This is a genomic window from Rhodospirillales bacterium, assembly GCA_014323865.1.
Lineage (GTDB): Bacteria > Pseudomonadota > Alphaproteobacteria > SP197 > SP197 > SP197.
In genome coordinates this window covers 37295-58425 of the sequence record JACONG010000012.1, presented here as the reverse complement: position 1 = coordinate 58425, position 21131 = coordinate 37295, and the positions used below count along the sequence as shown (strand labels likewise).

14 protein-coding genes, 1 tRNA gene and 1 pseudogene are annotated in these 21131 nt (G+C 62.7%); 15 read left to right on the top strand and 1 reads right to left on the bottom strand.

Annotated elements, in window-relative coordinates:
* The first annotated feature begins 95 nt into the window (after window positions 1–95).
* The 15 genes and pseudogenes from glpX to dusA all read left to right on the top strand — a co-directional run bounded on the left by glpX (window position 96) and on the right by dusA (window position 18499).
* On the top strand, window positions 96–1067 hold the full coding sequence (glpX, locus tag GDA49_06545; protein ID MBC6440057.1) for a class II fructose-bisphosphatase: 972 nt from the start codon (window positions 96–98) through the stop codon (window positions 1065–1067).
* Entirely contained in the window at window positions 1064–2827 is a 1764-nt protein-coding gene (gene recJ / locus GDA49_06540; protein MBC6440056.1) for a single-stranded-DNA-specific exonuclease RecJ, read from the top strand. The genes glpX and recJ overlap by 4 nt, the downstream gene beginning before the upstream one ends.
* A gap of 40 nt (window positions 2828–2867) precedes the next feature.
* Window positions 2868–3062, top strand: a complete 195-nt coding sequence (locus GDA49_06535) for a hypothetical protein (GenBank protein MBC6440055.1) — start codon at window positions 2868–2870, stop codon at window positions 3060–3062.
* Window positions 3063–3102: 40 nt separating this feature from the next.
* Window positions 3103–3177 (top strand) — tRNA-Glu (locus GDA49_06530).
* A gap of 207 nt (window positions 3178–3384) precedes the next feature.
* On the top strand, window positions 3385–3759 hold the full coding sequence (locus GDA49_06525) for a 2OG-Fe(II) oxygenase (protein ID MBC6440054.1): 375 nt from the start codon (window positions 3385–3387) through the stop codon (window positions 3757–3759).
* Window positions 3760–4062: 303 nt separating this feature from the next.
* On the top strand, window positions 4063–5673 hold the full coding sequence (locus GDA49_06520; protein MBC6440053.1) for an ABC transporter substrate-binding protein: 1611 nt from the start codon (window positions 4063–4065) through the stop codon (window positions 5671–5673).
* Between the two features lie 203 nt (window positions 5674–5876).
* The gene (betC, locus tag GDA49_06515) at window positions 5877–7403 is read left to right on the top strand and encodes a choline-sulfatase (protein ID MBC6440052.1); all 1527 of its coding nucleotides are present in this window, start codon (window positions 5877–5879) and stop codon (window positions 7401–7403) included.
* Between the two features lie 91 nt (window positions 7404–7494).
* Window positions 7495–8349 carry a hypothetical protein gene (locus GDA49_06510; protein MBC6440051.1) on the top strand — a complete coding sequence of 285 codons (855 nt, stop codon included), beginning with the start codon at window positions 7495–7497 and terminating at the stop codon, window positions 8347–8349.
* 165 nt (window positions 8350–8514) lie between these two features.
* Window positions 8515–10491, top strand: a pseudogene (locus GDA49_06505) (site-specific DNA-methyltransferase).
* A gap of 8 nt (window positions 10492–10499) precedes the next feature.
* Window positions 10500–12158 carry a putative DNA binding domain-containing protein gene (locus tag GDA49_06500; GenBank protein ID MBC6440050.1) on the top strand — a complete coding sequence of 553 codons (1659 nt, stop codon included), beginning with the start codon at window positions 10500–10502 and terminating at the stop codon, window positions 12156–12158.
* A 109-nt stretch (window positions 12159–12267) separates the two neighbouring features.
* Window positions 12268–12657: a hypothetical protein gene (locus GDA49_06495; protein MBC6440049.1), complete on the top strand. Its 390-nt coding sequence runs from the start codon at window positions 12268–12270 to the stop codon at window positions 12655–12657.
* 108 nt (window positions 12658–12765) lie between these two features.
* A complete protein-coding gene (locus GDA49_06490) occupies window positions 12766–15861 on the top strand; it encodes a DEAD/DEAH box helicase family protein (protein ID MBC6440048.1) in 3096 nt (1031 codons plus the stop codon).
* Window positions 15862–15906: 45 nt separating this feature from the next.
* The gene (locus tag GDA49_06485) at window positions 15907–16278 is read left to right on the top strand and encodes a hypothetical protein (protein MBC6440047.1); all 372 of its coding nucleotides are present in this window, start codon (window positions 15907–15909) and stop codon (window positions 16276–16278) included.
* A gap of 62 nt (window positions 16279–16340) precedes the next feature.
* Window positions 16341–17339 carry a hypothetical protein gene (locus GDA49_06480; GenBank protein ID MBC6440046.1) on the top strand — a complete coding sequence of 333 codons (999 nt, stop codon included), beginning with the start codon at window positions 16341–16343 and terminating at the stop codon, window positions 17337–17339.
* A gap of 164 nt (window positions 17340–17503) precedes the next feature.
* Window positions 17504–18499 carry a tRNA dihydrouridine(20/20a) synthase DusA gene (gene dusA / locus GDA49_06475; GenBank protein ID MBC6440045.1) on the top strand — a complete coding sequence of 332 codons (996 nt, stop codon included), beginning with the start codon at window positions 17504–17506 and terminating at the stop codon, window positions 18497–18499.
* A 142-nt stretch (window positions 18500–18641) separates the two neighbouring features.
* On the opposite strand, the gene GDA49_06470 is transcribed toward dusA, so the two are convergent.
* Entirely contained in the window at window positions 18642–21038 is a 2397-nt protein-coding gene (locus GDA49_06470; GenBank protein ID MBC6440044.1) for an aminotransferase class III-fold pyridoxal phosphate-dependent enzyme, read from the bottom strand.
* Window positions 21039–21131: the final 93 nt, after the last annotated feature.

Below are 21131 nucleotides of genomic sequence, written 5' to 3'. Positions count from 1 at the left end.
TGTTGATGGATCGTCATGAGCCCGGCGACAGGAGCGCCGAGGCTCGGGTATGGTACCTTGAATCCACCGTACCCAGTCCTTGGAAGGGGAAACCGATGTCGCTCGATCGCGATCTGGCCCTCGAAGCCGTCCGAGTCACCGAATCCGCCGCCATTGCCGCCGCGACCTTGATGGGCAGAGGCGATGAAAAGGCGGCTGATCAGGTCGCCGTCGATGCCATGCGGAGGGGGCTCAACGGCCTCGACATCCAGGGCACAGTCGTGATCGGTGAGGGCGAGCGTGACGAAGCCCCGATGCTCTACATCGGCGAGACCGTGGGCAGCGGCTCCGGTCCCAGGGTCGATATCGCACTCGATCCGCTCGAAGGCACAACGATCTGCGCGACCGGCGGTGCCAACTCGCTTGCCGTCCTGGCATTCGCCGAGGACGGCGGGTTCCTGAACGCGCCGGACACCTACATGGACAAGATCGGCGTGGGCGGCGGTCTGCCGGATGGGGTCGTCAATCTCGATCTCGCGCCCGCCGAGAATCTGGCCCGGCTGGCCGAAGCCAGGGGCGTGAAGGTCTCCGATCTCGTTGTCCTGATCCTCAACCGTCCGCGCCACGAGAGCCTGATCGCCGCGGTCCGAAAGGCGGGCGCCCGCATCCGGCTGATTCAGGACGGCGACGTTGCCGGTGTGATCGCGACGACGCGGCCCGAGACCGGGATCGACATTTACATGGGCATCGGCGGTGCGCCCGAAGGTGTGCTCGCGGCAGCGGCTCTGCAGTGCATCGGCGGTCAGTTCCAGGGACGCCTCAACTTCCGGAATGACGAAGAGAAGGTGCGTGCCCGGCGCATGGGCATCGACGATCTCGCCAGGAAGTACGACATCGGCGAGCTCGCCCACGGCGACATCTTCTTCTCCGCGACCGGTGTCACCGACGGCTGGATGCTGCGCGGCGTGCATCACCACGCACAGGGTATATCGACGGAGTCGATTGTCATGCGATCGCGCACCGGGACCGTTCGTGTCGTCTCGGCGGAGCACAACCTGGAGCGCAAGACCTTCGATTTCGGCGGATGACGGGCGCTGTTCTCGGTGTCGAGCGCTCGGTGAGCGGCCGGCGCTGGAGGCCGCGTCTCGATGACGATCGCGCCGCCATGGCGCTCGCCCAGCGTCTCGACCTGCCCGAAGCGTTGGCCCGGGTCCTCGCGGCCCGCGGGGTGACCGCCGAGACCGCCGGGACCTTCCTCGATCCGCGATTGCGCGGTCTGCTTCCCGACCCATCGGTGATGGCCGACATGGACCGGGCCGCCGACCGGCTGGCCGACGCCGTCGAAGGCGGCGAGACGATCGGCATCTTCGGCGACTACGACGTCGATGGCGCGACGTCCTCGGCGCTTCTCATGCATTACCTCGCGGCCGTGGGTGCCGATGCCGAGGTTCATATCCCGGATCGGCAGAAGGAAGGCTACGGCCCGAATATCGCTGCGCTCTGCGCTCTGCGCGATCGGGGGGCAGGGCCGGTCGTGACCGTCGACTGTGGCATCTCGGCCTTCGAACCGCTGCGCCTCGCCGCCGAGGCGGGCATCGAGGTGATCGTGCTCGACCATCACATGGCCGAAGCCGGCTTGCCGCCGGCCTGCGCCGTGGTGAACCCGAACCGGCTCGATGACGGCAGCGGACTTGGTGCCCTGGCTGCCGTCGGCGTGACCTTCGTGACGATTGTCGCGCTCAATCGGGCACTCAGGCGGAGGGGCTGGTTCGCAACGCGCCGGGAGCCCAACCTGATGCAGTGGCTCGATCTGGTGGCGCTGGGGACGATCTGCGATTCGGTCCCGCTGACAGGGCTCAACCGCGCGTTCGCCGCGCAGGGTCTCAGGATGATGGCGCACCGCGGCAACACCGGGCTCACTGCGCTCAGCGATGTCGCGCGGATCGACCAACGACCGACGGCCTATCACGCGGGTTTCGTCCTGGGCCCGCGCATCAACGCCGGTGGCCGCATCGGTGCGCCCGACCTCGGCGTCCGCCTGCTCACCGCCACGGACAAAGACGAGGCAACCGGCCTTGCGCTGCGGCTCGACGAACTCAACACCGAACGCCGCGCGATCGAGGAAGCCGTAAGGGATGCGGCGATCTACGCGGCCGAACGCCAGGCCGATCGATCCTGCATCGTGGTCGCCGGCGAGGGCTGGCATCCGGGCGTGATCGGGATTGTTGCAAGCCGCGTGACCGAACGGTTCAACCGGCCTGCCTTCGTGATTGCGCTCGGAGACGGGATCGGCAAGGGGTCGGGACGTTCGTTGGCGGGGGTGGACCTGGGCGGTGCCGTCACGGCGGCGCGCCAGTCCGACCTTCTGGTCAACGGCGGCGGCCATCCCATGGCCGCGGGCCTGACCGTCGAGGAGGCCAGGCTGCCCGCGCTTGCCGAGTTTCTCGACAGTCGTTTGGCCGATCAGGTTGCGGCGCGCCCCGATGTTCCCGAACTCGGTGTCGACGGTGCCCTGGCTGTCGGTGCGGCGACCGGGGACCTCGTCGGCACGGTCGAACGCATCGGTCCCTTTGGTGTCGGCAATGCCGAACCGCGATTCGCCGTCATGGGCGGCCACATCGTGCGCGCCGATCTTGTCGGCGAGAACCATGTGCGCTGTGTGGTCGCGGGCGGCGATGGCAGCCGGCTCAAGGCCATTGCCTTTCGCGCGGCGGGCCAGCCGATCGGCGAAGCGCTGATGGCGCGCGGCGGTGGCGCTCTCTATCTGGCTGGCCATCTCCGCATGGACCGCTGGAAAGGCAACGAGCGGATTCAGCTGATCGTCGAGGATGTTGCGCAGGCCGGCTGATCCGCCGGGCGGACCGGCTCCGCCGCTTCAGTACCCGGTCGTGCAGACCGATCCCGACCCGATGCGGACCAGGTGGCAGCCGTTCAGCATCGCCGCGCGCGTGGGCATGCAGGAAGGTTCGGTGCACATCGGTTTACATATGCGCATCGGCGTCATGTATTCGGTGAACTGCCGTCAACGACGCTCGCCGGCCGAGGTGCGGATGCGTCGCGTCGGGCGTATCCCGGCCGCTTGATTTCGCCGCGTCGAGCGTTTATCCAGACGCCACCTCCCGCGACCCCTTCGTCTAGAGGTTAGGACACAACCCTTTCACGGTTGAGACAGGGGTTCGATTCCCCTAGGGGTCGCCAAAGTTTCCAGCTTGACAGGGTGGTGGTTCTCGCCGGTGCCATGAGGCGACGAAGCTCGATGTCCCGGGCTGCGACCAGCTGGCCTCAACACGTCCGCTCCGGACCCTGTACGGCTGGAATCCGCTGCGTGATTTCCTCGGCAGGATCCATGGCTACGAGAGCTTTCACAGGTTCGAGGACCCCGTCGGCGGGATCACGATCAACGTCATGAACGACGGTGACAGCCACGGCTGGCATTACGACGAGGCGCAGTTCACGGTTTCCGTCATGTTGCAGGCCCCCGATGGCGGCGGCCGCTATGAATATGTTTCCGGCCTGCGCGGTGAGGATTTCGACGACTATGACGGTCTCTCGCGTGTGCTCGACGGCGATCGCAGCCGGGTGGAGGCCGTTCCGATCACGCCCGGCACCCTGATGCTGTTCGGAGGCCGCCATCTCCTGCACAGGGTCTCGCCGGTCGAGGGGCAAACCACCCGCTACATTGCCACGCTCTGCTACCGCGACCGTCCGGGCATGGCCAACAGCCCCGAGGTTCGAGCGCTGTTCTACGGCCGTACCGAACCCCTGAAGCGTGTCGTCTGACCACAGGGCACGGCCCCCTCTACGGACCGGAATCGGTACGACCCCGCTTGTGGTGCCCAAAACGCGCGAAGTCGGGCAACGTCTGTCCGGATATGGCCAATTCTGCACGCCGCCTCCCCGGCACATGTTCGGAGGAGCGGACCTGGCCGCCATCCCGGCACATTCGGCCCGAAGAAGCGCCGATCCTGCGGGCAAGGTATCCGCACTTGCAACCCGGTAAGTGGCCGCTAGGATAAACCTGCAAAAATGACGGTCCGCGATGGATCGCGGGGGTGCCCCATCAACGATGTGAGGAGGCGTCACGTGGACAGGAAGGAACTGCTGAAATCCGAGTTCATGAAGGACAGGGTGTCGCGCCGCGACTTCAATGCCGGCCTGTTGGGCATGGGCCTGACGGCGGCTGCGGCCTCGACCTTCATCGATGCAACCATCAGGGAAGCCCGGGCAGCGACGCCGCAGCGTGGTGGCCACGTCAAGCTGGCGACCGCAGACGATACGGCCGGCGGCACGGTCGACCCGATTCTGATGGTGAACTGGTCGGACTTCGACCGTAACGGTGCGCTGTCGAACCGCCTGACCGAGACCAGGCCCGGCCAGGGCGACAACGGCCTCGTCGGTGCGCTGGCGACCGAGTGGGAATCCAACGCCGATGCCACCGAGTGGCGCTTCACGCTGCGCAGGGGCGTCGAGTTCCACAACGGCAAGACCATGACATCGAAGGATGTGGTGCACTCGTTCTACCGTCACTGGGTTGAAGACAGTCCGTCGCCGGCGAAAGGCTACATCTCGAGCGTGACCGAGTTCGGCACGGATGGCGACGACGTGCTCGTCGTGAAGCTCGACGCGCCGAACGCCGATCTTCCCACGGTGCTGAGCGAGTATCACTTCAGCGTCCAGCCCGAGGATCACGACGACTACAACCTCGGTTACGTCGGCACCGGTCCGTGGAAGATCGAAGAGCTTGAGTGGGGTATCTTTTCGATCTTCTCGCGTCACGAGAACTACTGGAAGGAAGACGGCGCCTGGACGGAGTCGATCGAGATTTTCGGCATTCCCGACAACGCGTCCCGCTTCAACGCCCTTCTCAGTGGCGAGGTCGACATCATTCGGACGGTCGAGGCGGAGTTTCTGCCCTCTCTCCGGGAATCCGATGCTGCTTCGCCGCTGCTGGTGGCGAGCGGCTCGCATCTGACGTTCCCGATGCGCGGCGACACCGATCCCTTCACCAACAACGACCTTCGCCTCGCGATCAAGAACGCCGTCGATCGCAACAAGTTCAACGACATCGCGTTCAGCGGAACGGGCACGGTCGGTCGCGACCACCCGATTGCGCCGTTCGACCCCATGCACTGCGACGATATTCCGATGCGTGAGGCCGATCCCGACAAGGTCGCCTATCACCTCAAGCGGGCAGGTATGGAGAATGTCGAGCTCGAACTCAACGTTGCCAACAGCATTTTCGGCGGTGCGGCGGCGGGCGAGGCCTATGCTTCGCTGGCGCGAGAGAACGGCCTCAACGTCAAGGCCAGGGTCAACCCGTCGGATGGCTACTGGGGCTCGGTCTGGATGACCGCGCCGTGGTCGGCGTCCTCATGGGCAGGCCGCCCGGTCGCCGACATGATCTTCTCGATTGCCTACAAGGGCGGTGGGGACTGGAACGAAAGTTTCTGGGAGAACGAGCGTTTCGACGCGTTGCTGGTTGAGGCGCGTGGCGAGACCGACTTCGATCTGCGCAAGGAGATGTACTGCGAAATGCAGTGGCTGCTCTACAACGACGGTTCGCAGATCCTGCCCGTGTTCCTGCCGTGGCTCGACGGCAAGTCCAGCCGTATCAAGGGCCTCGAGGCAAATCCCTATGGTGCCATGGGCTACTACTTCTGGGACGAGATGTGGATCGACGAAGGCGCTGCCTGATCCTCATCGCGTTGTGCGTTTCCGGGCCGGTCCTTCGGGGCCGGCCCTTTTCGTTTCCGGCGGCGGGACGGGCGTGAGGCGATGAGCGAACAGCCCGCCGCCCTTCGCCGGGTCAGCGCACAGCTTCCCCGGGACCGACCGCCTGCGTCATTGAACGACTGTTCAATCCGGGCTTCACTGCGCTCTTCGCATGGAGGGGCATCATGGCGCGACCGATGAACATCCTGTTCCTGATGGCCGATCAGCTCGCACCGTTCTTTCTTCCGGCCTACGGCCACAAGGTTGTCAGGACACCAAGGCTCGACGCCCTCGCCGAAAACAGCGTCATCTTCGATGCCCACTACAGCAATTCACCGCTCTGCGTGCCGGCACGCGCCGGTCTGCTGACCGGACATCTTCCGTCTGCAGTCGATTGTTTCGACAGCGGCTGCGACTACGCCTTTTCGACGCCGACCTTCGCGCACTATCTGCGTGCCAACGGCTATGTCACCGTGCAGGCCGGCAAGGCGCACTACATCGGCGCCGACCAGCTCCATGGGCTCGAGAAGCGGCTCACGATGGACATCTGCCCGGCTGACAACTGCTGGTTCGGCATCTGGGACGAGCCCGACCGCCAGCTCGACTGGTTCCATAATCTCAAGAACGTCGTTACGGCCGGCATCGCCGAGCGCGCCAGTCAGCAGGACCATGACGACGACACGGCCCATGCCGCCGTGCGCTGGCTCTACGACCATGCGCGCGGGCCCGACGATCGTCCGTTCCTGCTGAAGGTTTCGTTCACCCATCCGCACGATCCCTATGTCACACCGCCTGCGTACTGGGATCGCTACCGTCACGACGATATCGACATGCCGGTCACACCGTTCATGGTGCCCGGGGAGCGCGACCCGCACGGACAATGGCTCTACGGCCACTACGACCGGGGCGAGTTCGAAGTGACGGACGAGGACATCCGGCGCTCGCGCCACGGCTACTATGGCTCGATCGCACTGGTCGACGACCTCATCGGCAAGGTGCTGGATGCGCTGAAGGCGGCACGGCTCGACGACAACACGGCCATCGTCTTCACCGCCGACCACGGCGACATGCTCGGCGAGCGCGGCTGCTGGTACAAGATGAGCTTCTACGAACATGCCTGCCGGGTGCCGCTGATGATCTCGATGCCGGGAGAAAACGGCTCCAGGCGTGTCAGCCAGTGCACGTCGCTGATGGACCTGATGCCGACGCTGCTCGACATGGCGCTCGACGGCGGAACGGAGAATCTGGTGGAGCCTGTCGAAGGCCGCAGCCTGATGCCGCTCGTGGCGGGCGATGCCTCGGGATGGGCCGACGAAACCGCGTCCGAGATATTCTTCGAGGGTGTCCCCGCACCCGGCATGCTGATCCGGCGCGGCACCAGGAAGTATGTTCACTGGGAGGGCGGGCCGTGCAGCCTCTTCGATCTCGCGAACGATCCCCATGAACACATCAACCTGGTCGACGATTCCGCCTGCAAGGCCGAGGTCGACGCCTTTGAGAACGAAGTCAGGCAGTGCTGGCCGCTGGAGGCGCTCACCGAGCGGATCGTGTTGAAGCAGCGGCGCAACGCGCTGGTCTTCAAGGCACTGATGTCGGGCGCGGTCACGCCGCTCGACTTTCAGCCCCACGACGACGCCTCGAAGCGCTACTACCGCGGCTATGGCAACTGGCATGAGGCCGAGGCGCGCGACGTCCTGCGGTTCGACCGATGAGCGCCTGCGACCATACCGCTACTGGCTCTTTCAGGTTGCATGAGGATTTGGCAGGCTGGTGCAGGATGCAACCTGAGGCCGTGAGAAGGGCATGACAAACACGGAATTCGGGGCGGGGTTTCGGGCAGGCCAGGTCATCGGCCGGGGGCTTTCGACGTTTTTTGCCAACATCGCGCGTTTCGTTCCGCTCATGCTGGCTGCCAGCCTCCCGGGCATCGTCCTGGCGCTTCTGCTTCCGGTGTTTCCGGTCGATCCGGCGCTGTTGAACGCGACGAACGCTGCTGACGCCATGGAGGTGACCGGATCGTCGGCTGTCGGCGGGCTGGCCATGATCGTGGTCTTCATGGGGTGCGCCATGTGGATTTCCGCCGGCGTGACCTACGGTGTCGTCTCGCATCTGCGGGGACGATCGGCGGGCGGGACCGAGATCCTCGTCCGATCCCTGAGTTCGGTGCCGCGCCTTCTGCTTCTGGTCCTGGTCGCAATCCCGGTCGTCATCGTCCTGATCTTGCTCAACATCATCTTGCTCAACGTCATTCCGGTCCTCGGAGCGATCGCCTTTGTTGTGATCGTCTTCTGGCTCTATGCGATGTTCTGGGTCGCGGTGCCGGCCATCGTGGTCGAGGGCGGCGGGCCGATCGCCGGCCTGGGCCGGAGCGCACAGTTGACCAGGGGGCATCGCTGGTCGGTGCTTGGTGTCATTCTGCTGTGGACCGTGCTGTCCCTGGCGATCGGTCTTGTCCTGTCACTGCTCCTCGCCGGCATGGGCATGGCCGTCAGTCCGCTCGGCGGCGGCGCGCCGTCGATTGTCGTCGTGCTGATCTACAGCATCGTCGAGGCCGTGCTTCTGGGGCTTGGAGCGTCGGTCGCGGCGGTCGGCTATCATGACCTTCGCATCGTGAAGGAAGGCGGCGGGACAGGGGGATCCGGTATCGGAAACCGATGAACACGGTCATTCGTGCAGGGGTGCGAGAAGCAGTTCAACAGGCGCGTGGCGATCCATGCCCGCTTGCGCGCGGCAAGGCGGGACCTGGAGCGGATGAGGACAGGCCGTCCCGCCGCCGCCCATGTCGATGCCCGTGTTGATGATTGAGAGATTGAGAGGGTGCGTATGGACAGGCTGAAGATGCACAGCCCCGACCTCAGCCAGGACAACATCGCAAAGCTCCGCACGTTGTTCCCCGGCTGCGTGACCGAGGCGCGGGACGAGGCGGGCAAGCTGCGTCTGGCCGTGGACTTCGATCGGCTGCGTCAGGAATTGAGCGACCACATCGTGGACGGACCGCAGGAGCGTTATCGGCTCGACTGGCCGGGAAAGCGCGAGGCGCTGGTACTGGCGAACGCGCCGATTGCAAAGACCCTTCGCCCCTGCCGCGAAGAGAGCGTTGACTTCGACACGACCGGGAACCTCTTCATCGAGGGCGACAACCTCGAAGCGCTGAAGCTTCTCCAGGAAACCTATCTTGGGCAGGTCAAGCTGATCTACATTGATCCCCCTTACAACACGGGCAAGGATTTCATCTATCGCGACCGCTTTGCCGCGGATCAGGTGGCGCACGAGATTGCCTCGGGAGAACGGAGTGAGGAAGGCGAACGTCTTGTTGCGAACCCGGATGGCAACGGGCGGTTCCATTCCAACTGGCTGACCATGATCGCCCCGCGCCTCAGGCTGGCGAAGAATCTGCTGATGCGGGATGGGGCAATCTTCGTTTCCTGCGACGAGGGCGAACAGCCACGGCTGCGCCTGATCATGGACGAGATATTCGGTCAGTCCAACTTCGTCGCCGACATGGTTTGGGCGGCCGGGCGCAAGAACGACTCGCGGCTGGTTTCCGTCTCGCACGAATACATCGTCTGCTATGCCCGCGATTCAGAATACCTGCGCGAGAACGGGGTGACCTGGCGGCAGCGCAAGAAGGGTCTGGACGATATCCATGCACAGTATGAGCGGCTGAAACGCCAGCATGGCGCTGACCACAAAGCGATGACCAAGAGCATGAAGGAATGGTATCGGTCGCTGGCTCATGGTCATCCTGCGAAAGCCCACAAGCATTATGCCCATGTCGATGCGTGAGGCATCTATTTCCCTGACAACATTTCCTGGCCCGGGGGCGGTGGACCTCAATATGAGGTGCTTCATCCGGGAACCGGGAAGCCTGTAAAGATTCCCTCAAGCGGTTGGAGGATAAGCAACCCAAAGCGCATGCAGGAGTGGATTGACGACGACCGCATTCATTTCGGGGACGATGAGAATTCAGTGCCCTGCATCAAGAGGTATCTGAAGGACAGGGAGTTTCAGGCCCCGTATAGCGTGTTTTATCAGGACGGTCGCGCTGCCTCCAAACGCTTGCGCGCTCTTATGGGGGGCAATTTTTTCGACTTCCCCAAGGATGAACTCGTTCTTCAAGACGTTATCGAGATGATGACGGAAGGCGACGACATCGTTCTCGACTTCTTCGCGGGGTCGTCGACCACTGCGCATTCCGTGAAGCTTCAGAATGCGAAAGACGGCGGGAACCGGAAATTCATCATGGTCCAGCTGGATGAGGCAGTGGGCGAAAGGTCAGAAGCCTTCAAGGCCGGTTTCAGGACGATCCCGGACGTCAGTCGGGAACGCATTCGCCGCGCGGGTGCGAACATCCTCGAAGGCGAATGTCACCCCGGTTGGAACCGCGATGTCGGCTTCCGGGTGCTCAAGGTGGACACGTCCAACATGAAGGACGTCTGGTACCGCCCGGACGACCTGAAGCAATCCGACCTCGTGAACATGGTTGACAACGTGAAGGCGGATCGCACCGCCGAGGACCTGCTGTTCCAGGTGCTGGTCGATTGGGGCGTGGACCTGACGCTGCCCATCCGCCGCGAGACGGTGCAGGGCACAAACAAGGCCGTCTTCCTCGTCGACGACAACGCCCTTGTCGCCTGCTTCGACCCCGTCATCACCGAGGCTCTGGTGAAGGACCTGGCGCGCCACGAGCCCCTGCGCGCCGTCTTCCGCGACAACGGCTTCGTCTCGGACGCGGTAAAGACCAACGTCACCCAGATCTTCCGCCAGCTTTCCCCCACCACCGACATCAAGTCGATCTGACCACACCCATGGCTTCCACCGCCCTGCCCACCCTGCTGACCGGCTTGCTCTCCGATTGGGAAAGCGAGGTTGTCGAGTTCAAGCGCGGCGAAAAGAGCTTTTCCAGAGACAAGTTGGGGAAATACGCTTCGGCTCTGGCCAACGAGGCCAACCTGCGTGGGTATGAACGGGCATGGCTTGTCTTCGGTGTCGATGACAAGACGCGGCAGGTCTGCGGTACCGACTACAAGGAAGCCCCCGAACGGCTGCAAGCAGACAAGCAGCAGGTCCGGGACGGGACGGGCAGCTTCACGTTCCGGGATATTCATGTGCTGACACACGCGGGCCACCGGGTGGTGCTGTTCGAGATTCCGGCCGCGCCGCGCGGGATGGCGATCGGCTGGAAGGGGCATTACTATGGGAGAGCGGGGGAGAGCCTTGTCCCGCTCGGTCAGGAGAAGCTGGACGAGATACGGTCACAAACCCTTGCGACCGACTGGACCGCGCAGATCCTGCCGGACACGACCCTCGCCGATCTGGATGATACCGCCTTGAAGCTTGCGCGCGAGCGCTTCGCAGAAAAGTACGCGAACAGGTTCCAGGCTGACGAGATCGCCGGTTGGAGTGACGCGGTTCTTCTCGACCGGGCAAAGGTCACACAGAATGGCCAGATTACCCGAGCGGCCCTTCTGCTGCTGGGAAAGCCGGAGACGGCGTGGATGCTGAATCCCCATCCGGCCGAGATTACCTGGAAGCTCGAAGGAGAAGAGCGTGCCTACGAGCATTTCAGTCCTCCATTCCTGCTGGCGACATCGGAGCTGTTCTCACGCATCCGGAACGTCCAGCTTCGTATTTTGCCCGGTAATCAACTGCTGCCACACGAAGTCTCAAAGTACGATCAAAGAGTTGTTCTGGAGGCGCTGCATAACTGCATCGCGCATCAGGATTACACCCGATCGGGCCAAATTGTGATCGTCGAGCAGCTTGACCGACTGATCTTTCAGAACGAAGGAGGTTTCTTCGAGGAAAAGAAACCCGAAGATTATGTTCTCGGGGAAAGAGTTCCGCGCCGCTATCGCAATCTGTTTCTCGCCCAAGCCATGACCGAACTGAACATGATCGATCGTATGGGCTATGGCATTCAGGACATTTATCGTCGCCAGCAAGAGCGCTTCCTTCCTCTGCCTGACTACGATTTAACCGAGCCGAATGCCGTGAAATTAACGATTCACGGGCGTATCCTCGATAAGGCCTACAGCCGGATGCTCATGCAAAGAACCGGGTTGCCGTTGGCCAATGTACTGGCGTTGGACCGGGTTCAGAAAGGGCTGCCGATATCCGAAGACAGCCTTCGCCATCTTCGGCGCGAGCGTCTCATCGAGGGACGCAAGCCCAACATTCACGTTTCGGCGAAGGTGGCTGCCGCCACAGCGAGCAAGGCCGAATACATCCGGACACGCGCCCAGGACGATGCGTATTATGCCCGCTTGCTCTCCGACTATCTGGGCAAGTTCGGCAAGGCGGATCGCGCCGAGATCGACCGCCTTTTGACCGGTAAGCTGAGCGACGCCCTGTCTCCGGAGCAGAAACGGGTCAAGATCAGTAACCTTCTGACGAAACTGCGGCGGCAGGGGCTTATTTTTAATGCAGGCGTACGACGCAAGCCTGAATGGAGACTTGCAGAATGACCGACAGCTTTTTCACCCCTGAAATCTCGCAATATCAATAGGTTAGCCCTTTCTGCATCGTTTCTTCGGAAGGCGCTTTGCAGTAAAGAATGCAGGAACAGCGTGCGCCATGAAGCTCAAGTTCAAGGTCCAGCCCTATCAGACCCATGCCGTCAGCGACCTTTGCCATCTTCGGCGCGAGCGTCTGATCGAGGGACGCAAGCCCAACATTCACGTTTCGGCGAAGGTGGCTGCCGCCACAGCGAGCAAGGCCGAATACATCCGGACACGCGCCCGGGACGATGCGTATCATGCCCGATTGCTCTTCGACGATCCGGGCAAGTTCGGCAAAGCGGATCGCGCCGGGATCGACCGCCTTTTGACCGGTAAGCTGAGCGATGCCCTGTCTCCGGAGCAGAGGCGGGTCAGGATCAGTAACCTTCTGACGAAACTGCGGCGGCAGGGGCTTATTTTCAATGCAGGCACGCGACGCAAGCCTGAATGGAGACTTGCAGAATAACCGACAGCTTTTTCACCCCTGAAATCTCGCAATATCACCAGGTTAGCCCTTTCTGCATCGTTTCTTCGGAAGGCGCTTTGCAGAAAGAATACAGGAGCAGCGTACGCCATGAAGCTCAAGTTCAAGGTCCAGCCCTATCAGACCCATGCCGTCAACGACGTGGTCGACTGTTTCGAAGGCCAGCCCATGACCTCCGGCCCGGCCTATCGCATCGATCCGGGCCGCGGGGCGCAGACGGGCACCTTCGAGGAAGGCTTCAGGAACGCCGACCTCGTGCTGACCGATGAGCAGATCCTGGAGAACATCCGGAGGGTTCAGCGACGGCAGAACCTGCCGGACTCGCAGTCGCTGACGGACTTCACGACCTTCGACAGCAAGGGCGTACGCGTTCCCGTCAGGACGGCCTACAGGAAGGACGCGCTGGCCGCGACGCACGTTCACCTCGATGTCGAGATGGAGACCGGCACCGGCAAGACCTATTGCTACATCAAGACTATCTTCGAGCTGAACAAGCGCCATGGCTGGTCGAAGTTCATCGTCATGGTGCCGTCCATCGCCATCCGCGAAGGGGTCAGGAAGTCGCTGCAGATCACAGCCGACCACTTCGCTGAAAGCTACGGCAGGAAGGCGCGGTTTTTTATCTACAACTCCAGGCGTCTGCACGAACTGGAGAGCTTTTCGTCCGACGACGGGATCAGCGTGATGGTGATCAACATCCAGGCGTTCAACGCGCGCGGGGCCGACAACCGGCGCATCCACGAGGAGCTGGACGACTTCCAGTCGCGCAAGCCCATCGACGTGATCGCCTCGAACCGGCCGATCCTGATCCTGGATGAACCGCAGAAGATGGAGGGCGAGGCCACGATGAAGGCGCTGCCGAAGTTCAGGCCGCTGTTCATCCTGCGCTATTCGGCGACGCACCGGACCCTGCACAACCGCGTTCACCGGCTGGACGCGCTGGACGCCTACAACGGTAAGCTGGTGAAGAAGATCGCGGTGCGCGGCATCCAGACCCGCGGGCTGGCCGGCACTCACGCCTATCTCTACCTCGAAGGCATCGACATCTCGAGGAAGGCCCCCGTGGCGCGCATCGAGATGGAAATCAGGCTCGCATCGGGCGAGATCAAACGGCAGCTGAAGCGCCTTGCATATGGCGATAACCTCTTCGACCTGTCCGGCGGGTTGGATCAATACAGGAATGGCTTTTTCGTTGTGGACATCGATGCGCGAACCGACCGCGTCGAATTCACGAATGGCCTGGTGCTTGAAGCCGGCAAGGCCACGTGCGACCTGACGGAACGCGACATCCGCCGTATCCAGATCCGCGAGACGATCAAGGCGCACCTGGACAAGGAAAAACAGCTCTACGCACAGGGCATCAAGGTGTTGTCGCTGTTCTTCATCGACGAGGTGGCGAAGTATCGGGATTACGACCGGGCCGACGAGAAAGGCGACTATGCCCGGGTCTTCGAGGAAGAGTATGACCTGCTGAAGGCCGAGTACCTGTCGGCGCTCGCCATCGACAACGGGGCATACCGGACATATCTCGCCGGCATCGACTCCGCCCGGACCCACAACGGCTATTTCTCGATCGACAGGAAGACGAACCGCCTCAAGGATCCGGCCGTCGGTGCCCGCTCGGGCGATTCCGACGACTTGGACGCCTACAACCTGATCCTCAAGGACAAGGAGCGCCTGCTGTCCTTCGACGAACCGACCCGGTTCATTTTCTCGCACTCGGCGCTGCGCGAAGGGTGGGACAACCCGAACGTCTTCGTCATGTGCATGTTGAAACACAGCGACAACACCATCTCCCGGCGCCAGGAAGTGGGCCGCGGCCTGCGGCTCGGCGTCGACAGGCACGGGGACAGGATGGACCACCCGGCGACGGTGCACGACATCAACGTGCTGACCGTGGTGGCGAGCGAGAGCTACACGGACTTCGTGGCCGGGCTGCAGAAGGAAATCGTGGACACCCTCTCCTCGCGTCCGCGGCAGGCCACCCAAGCCTATTTCACGGGCAAGACACTCACGACCGAACGTGGCCCGGTTGAGGTGACTGCCGCCATGGCCAAACTGATCTACCGCTATCTGGTGAAGCATGACTACACCGACGATGCGGACCGGATCGCAGATGCCTGGCACGAGGCCAGGGCCAGGGGAGAACTGGCCGACTTGCCCGACGGTCTGAAGCCATACGCCGAGCAGGTTTTCCAGCTTATCGAAAGCGTCTTCAGCGACGCGCAACTGCCCGAGGTCGATAACGGCCGCAAGCCAAAGACCAATCCTCTCAACGACAACCTCAAGAAGAAGGAGTTCCAGGAGCTCTGGGCGCGTATCAACCGCAAGGCCGTTTACCGGGTCGAATTCGAATCAGCCGAGCTGATCCGCAAATGTGTCGCCGAGCTGGATAGCAAGCTTCGGGTCACGCCCCTGCAGTATACGGTTCAGAGCGGCGTGCAGAGTGACGCCTTGACCGATGACGAGCTTCATCGCGGCGATGCCTTCACGAGCACGGGCACGACGACCGAACAGGGGGAATCGGTTCGTTCCCCGGTGCAGTACGACCTCGTGGGGAAGGTGGCCGGGAACGCGGCGCTGACCCGAGACACGGCAGCGAACATCCTCGGCCAGATCAAACCGGATGTTTTTGAGCAATTCGCGATGAACCCCGAACACTTCATCGCCGAGGCTTCGCGCATCATCGCCGGGCAGAAGGCTTCTATGGTGATCGAGGGTCTGGCCTACGACGAGGTTGAGGAGCGTTACGACGTGGACATCTTCACGGCGAACCAGGCCGGCCAGGATTTTTCCCGAGCCACGGCTAAGCTCAGGAAACACGTCTACGACTATGCGATCACCGACTCCGATGTCGAAAGGAATTTCGTGAAGGCACTGGATACAAGCAGCGAGGTCGTTGTCTACGCGAAACTCCCGCGCGGGTTCCTCATTCCCACGCCTGTCGGGGGCTACAACCCCGATTGGGCGATTTCCTTCAGGGATGGCAGCGTGCAGCACATCTACTTCGTCGCCGAGACGAAAGGCACCATGTCCACGATGATGTTGCGCGGGATCGAGGACATGAAGATCGCGTGCGCCGACAGGTTTTTCGATGCAATCGGCAAGCATATCGCGGCCAATCGCGTAAAATACGGTGTTGTGACCGACTATGGGAAGCTCATGGACCTGGTGTGCAAATCGTGATGTGAAGCCCGGGGGCAAATTGCAGCACAGAAATGGGAGACATGCGTGAATCCGGTGTCCGGTCGGTCTCAAGGCTGGCGGTGCATCAGGGACGAGACCGAGTTGCTGCGCTGGACGACCGGCGACATGGCGTCGGAAACCATCTATTGCGCCGCCATCATGTCGATGACCGGCGAACCCTGTTTCATCATTTGTGCGCTCGATGAAGCCGCCTATCGCGTGGCCACGTGGTTCGACGAACTTCTGCGTATCGTTCACCCCGGCGGTCTGATTGCCCTCACCTTGGTCCATGACGAAACACCGCCGGGATTCATTGAAGCCATCGACGCGCACACCACGAAGGGCGCTTGGGAGCGCGTCGCGCTGGGTGAGCCCGTCAGCACACTGCCTGGCGAGGATCCGAGCCTTCTTCACTGATACTGGATCTTTCAGGTGAACTGAGCATATGTTAGTATTTCGTCGGCGACAGGAAGGCAGTCATGAAAATCGAGGCGTTTCGAATCGGCTCCGTGCTGGGACGCGGGATTTCTTTGTACTTTCGGAATCTGACACGGTTTCTTCCCGTTCTCTTGGCCACCAGCATACTGCTGGCTATTGTAATAGATTTATTCCTGAATGAGAGTATGGACTCTACGCCGAATTTGCCGACACTACCCCCGTCAAGCTTTGAAGCGTTTATCGACGTGCTCAAAGAACTCGTCAACCTGCTCGGAAATCTCGTCAACCTGCTAATTAAAGAGGAAGTCAGCTCGACGCCCAAAAAGCTGGTCAACCTGATTGTAAAGTTCTTCGGCCTGCAGTCCAAAGATTTAGACAGCATCCAGATAATGTTCGAAGTGAATATTAGATTTATGGCGATATCCTTCTTCTTGTCGGGCGGCATCACCTACGGTGTCGTCTCTCTTCTGCACAGAGGAGAGGCCGACGGGATCAAGATTCTAATCCAGTCCCTGAAGAACGTCCTGCGCCTGCTTTTCCTGATTGTGGTGTTGTTGATTGGATCCATAATCGTCATGGTTCCCTTTTTTCTTCTGACATTAATGGTTCCGATCATCGGTCCGATTGCGGCGTGGGCGCTGCTGCTCTGGCTGTTCGTCCTGCTGTGGGTGGTACTGCCGGCTGCCGTGGTCGAAAAGATAAATCCGTTCCCGTCGATGGGTCGAAGCATTGCGTTGACGAAGGGTTACCGCTGGAAGGTTCTGGCCATCATCATCGCGATCATCGCGGTCTCTCTGGCTGTCTTCGCGATCTTTTATGTGCTCTTTTTCGTCACGATATTCATCACATTATTTGTGTTCGAGGCCGTCGGCGCGTTAGACCTGATACGCGTAAACTTTTTCTCCATCACCATCATCTTAGTGTTCCCACAGTTGATCGGCATAGGGGTTTTGGCATCTGTTGCGGCGGTCAGCTACCACGATCTCCGTGTGCTGAAGGAAGGCGTTGGAACCGAGCAGATCGCACAGCAGTTCGACTGATCCGCACCTTGGCAGGATGTGTGCGGAGGCATGACCATCACCTGGGGGCAGCGTCTTCGGAGCCATGTGAACGGTTCCGTGTGCCTGATGCGAACCGCCGCGCAGGATCCTGCGGGCAGGTGCATGGGACGCCCGCAGGACCATGAACAGATCATGAGCGGACCATGAACGGACCGGACCGCCGCCTCAGCGTTGCACCGATGATGGATTGTACCGATCGCTACGATCGGGCGTTCCTGCGCTGCGTGACGACGCGAACGCTGCTCTACACCGAGATGGTGGTGGCCGAGGCGGTGCGTCACGGCGACAGGGAGCGGCTGCTTGGCTTCGACGTGGTCGAACATCCGGTCGCCCTGCAACTCGGAGGCTCCGACGCCGATGCCCTGGGCGAGGCGGCCCGCATCGCCGGGGATTTCGGCTACGACGAGGTCAATCTCAATGTCGGTTGTCCCAGCGACCGGGTGCAGTCCGGTCGGTTCGGTGCCTGTCTGATGGCCGAACCCGAGCGCGTCGCGCGCTGCGTGACAGCCATGTCGCGGGCCGTCTCCGTGCCGGTGACCGTAAAGTGCCGCATCGGGATCGACGACATGGATGACGAGGAAACCCTGCCGTCGTTCGTTGAACGGATCGCGCAGACCGGCTGCACAAGCTTCACGGTGCACGCGCGCAAGGCCTGGCTGCAGGGGCTGTCGCCCAGGGAAAACCGTGAGATACCGCCGCTGCGCTACGATGTGGTCTACGCCACGAAGCAACGGTTTCCGGAGCTTGAGATCAATATCAACGGCGGCGTTCCGGATCTCGGGACGGCGCTGGAGCATCTCGAGACGGTCGACGGCGTCATGATCGGGCGGGCCGCCTATCATGCGCCGTATGTGCTGGCCGAGGCCGACCGGCTCGTGTTCGGCGACGATCGCCGCGGGCCGACCCGGCGCGGCATCGTCGAGGCCTGGCTGCCGTACCTGGAGCGCAATCTGGCGGCGGGCGTGCCGCTCAGGCGCATGACCCGTCACATGCTGGGCCTCTACCAGGGGCAGCCCGGTGCGCGCGCCTGGCGTCGGCAACTCTCGACCCGGGCCACCGCGCCGGATGCCGGTGTCGATGCAATCCTTGACGCGCTACGCTTCGTCGAGCCGGCGGAAGGGCCTGGCGAGAGTGCCTGAAGGGGAGGGCAGGTGCCCCCGATCGTCGACCAGCAGGCTCACGCTTGCGAGCGTGACCGTCCGGCCCGCCCCTGGAAGGCGACCGCCTTCCCGAGGTCGTCGGTGCCCAATGTGATGTGACTGTACATGCTCCAACTCCCGGTCAGTTCGTTGCGGTCAGTTCGTTGATGGCCTGGTCCATGGCCGTGACAAGGCTGTCGGCGTTGTCCCTGCTGAAGACCATGGGCGGCCTGATCTTGAAGACGTTGCCGTGATGGCCCTCGCGTCCGACCAGCACGCCGAGTTCGCGCATGCGGTTCATGATGGCGGTCGTCATCGGCGCATCGGGCTCCAGAGTCACGCGATTGCCGACGATCTCGACACCAATCACGAAGCCATGGCCCCGGACATCGCCGATGCATTCGTGGCGACCCATCAGTTCGGTCAGGCCCGCCTTCATGTGGTTGCCGGTGATGCGGCAGTTCGCGAGCAGGTCCTCGCGCTCCAGCACGTCGAGCACGGCAAGGCCGGCGGCACAGGCCACGGGGTTGCCGCCGAAGGTGCTGAAGAGGCCCGTGACCTCCATGTAATCGTGCAGGATCTGCGGCGTGGTGACGACGACACCGAGCGGGAAGCCGTCGCCGACCGGCTTGCCGATGGTGACGATATCGGGACGGATGCCGTGGTACTCGAAGCCCCACATGTGCGTGCCGGGGCGTCCGAAGCCGTACTGCACCTCGTCGGCGACGATCATGCCGCCGGCGGCGCGGACCCTGGCGGCGACCTTCCCGAGATAACCTTTCGGGACGTCGGGGATGCCGTTGCTGCAGAACGAGGTGTCGACCATGAGGCACGCCGTGCCATGGCCGCTGGCGTCCAGTTGGGCGATCGCGCGGTCCGCATCGGCGGCGTATTTGTCGGCCAGGCCCTTTTCCCCGCGGCGATAGGGGCCGCGATAGGTATCGGGCGCGATCATGGTGGCGATGTGCGGTGCGACCTTCCCGGCATGGTCGGGCGCGTTCCAGTCGATGCCCGCAGGCGACATGGCGACAGTCGCCTCGGTGATGCCGTGATAGGCGTGCTCCATCACGATGCCGCCGCGCTTGCCGGTCAGCATGGTCGACATCTGCCAGGCGATGTCGTTCGCCTCACTGCCGGAGTTCACCAGGATGCAGCACTGCAGCCTGCCCGGCATCGTGCCCTGCAGGCGTTCGGCATAGTCGGCCAGGATCGCATAGACGTAGCGCGTGTTCGTGGCGAGCGCCGAGGCCTGTCTGTGCATGGCGTTCACCACATGCGGGTGGCAGTGCCCGACGCTGGTGACGTTGTTGTAGGCATCGACAAAGGCGCGTCCGTTGGCGTCGTAGAGGATCGCACCGCGCCCGCGCTCGACATGGATCGGATTCCTGTAGAACAGGCTCAGGTGCCTGCCGAGATACCTGTGCCGGCGCTTGAGCTGTTCCGGCAGGTCGGTGGCCTCGGGCGTGTCGACGGTGCCCATGACGCAGCGTTTCGGCATGCGCAGCGCGTCACGGAAGCGTTCCGTGGCCGCCTCGCGGCCGATTGTGAACATGCGGTCGATGCCGGATATCGCGCGCCTGTCGAAGCCGGGCAGATAGTCGGGCGAGCCCTTGCGGGCGGCGGCGCGGCGGGCCACGATCGCGGCACCGATGGCGAAGCGCACCACGGTCATGTCGAACAGCACGTCAACCTCGTCCTCGCGCAGCGGGAAGACGGAGTCGAAACCCGTCATGACGTCGATCATCCGTTCGACGGGGTCGGGCGCATCCATGGCGAAGCTGTCGGCCGCCATGGCGATCTCGGCGGCGATCGGGCCGTGGATCATGTCGCCGAAGTCGATCACGCCGGTAACCTCGTCCGGCCTGTCGGGATCGACCACCATGTTGGCCTTGTTGGCGTCGTTGTGGATGACCTGGGCGCGCAGGTGGGTCCAGCGCGGCAGGACACGCTCAATGAAGCCGTCGAATGCCCGGTTCGCCAGCCTCTGCCAGGATTTCCTTGAGAGCTCGCCCGTATGAATGCGCAGCTGCGGCGCCTGTCTGATGTCCCACAGCATGGTGTGGAGCCCGGCCGGATGGAAGAAGCCGGCAAGCGCGTGATCGAGCCTGCCGACCATGGCGCCGGCGCTGTGGCGCAGCCGGCGGGTATCCTCGACCTCGTAGAGATCCCGGCCCGGCACCCAGCTCAGCAGGCGCACGATGCTGGTGCGCCCGTCCGGTGCCCTGGCCCTGCCGAACGGCTGGCCCTTTCTGGTCGGCACGACATGCGGAACCGGGAGGCCGGGATCGGTCCCGGCGATGTGCATCAGCGCGCGGGTCTGGAAGTCGATCACCGAGACGTCTTCATCGGGATGGGAGAACTTCAGAACCCACTGGCCGTCATCGTTTCCGAGACGGAAGTTCCGGTCGCGGTCGCTGTCGAGGGGCTTGACGTCGCCATCCCTGCCGAACAGCCGGCGCGCGGCCCTGCGGGCCTCCTCATCGGGGAATTGCGGCGCGGCTGTCACCAGGAATTTGATGTCGCCCGGGATGTCGTTCATGGCCGGCCCCCTGTTGAGCAGGCCGAAGTGTACCACAGCCTCAACCGCCGGAGAAGAGGCGGCCAACCTCCGGGTCGTCCGGAAGGCCCTGCA

Bases quoted from the DNA above. Each gene is read 5' to 3' on its own strand.
- recJ (MBC6440056.1), top strand. From the start codon at position 1,064: ATGACGGGCGCTGTTCTCGGTGTCGAGCGCTCGGTGAGCGGCCGGCGC.
- GDA49_06480 (MBC6440046.1), top strand. From the start codon at position 16,341: ATGAAAATCGAGGCGTTTCGAATCGGCTCCGTGCTGGGACGCGGGATT.
- GDA49_06490 (MBC6440048.1), top strand. From the start codon at position 12,766: ATGAAGCTCAAGTTCAAGGTCCAGCCCTATCAGACCCATGCCGTCAAC.
- GDA49_06525 (MBC6440054.1), top strand. From the start codon at position 3,385: ATGAACGACGGTGACAGCCACGGCTGGCATTACGACGAGGCGCAGTTC.
- GDA49_06470 (MBC6440044.1), bottom strand. From the start codon at position 21,038: ATGAACGACATCCCGGGCGACATCAAATTCCTGGTGACAGCCGCGCCG.
- GDA49_06495 (MBC6440049.1), top strand. From the start codon at position 12,268: ATGAAGCTCAAGTTCAAGGTCCAGCCCTATCAGACCCATGCCGTCAGC.
- dusA (MBC6440045.1), top strand. From the start codon at position 17,504: ATGAACGGACCGGACCGCCGCCTCAGCGTTGCACCGATGATGGATTGT.
- glpX (MBC6440057.1), top strand. From the start codon at position 96: ATGTCGCTCGATCGCGATCTGGCCCTCGAAGCCGTCCGAGTCACCGAA.
- betC (MBC6440052.1), top strand. From the start codon at position 5,877: ATGGCGCGACCGATGAACATCCTGTTCCTGATGGCCGATCAGCTCGCA.
- GDA49_06510 (MBC6440051.1), top strand. From the start codon at position 7,495: ATGACAAACACGGAATTCGGGGCGGGGTTTCGGGCAGGCCAGGTCATC.
- GDA49_06500 (MBC6440050.1), top strand. From the start codon at position 10,500: ATGGCTTCCACCGCCCTGCCCACCCTGCTGACCGGCTTGCTCTCCGAT.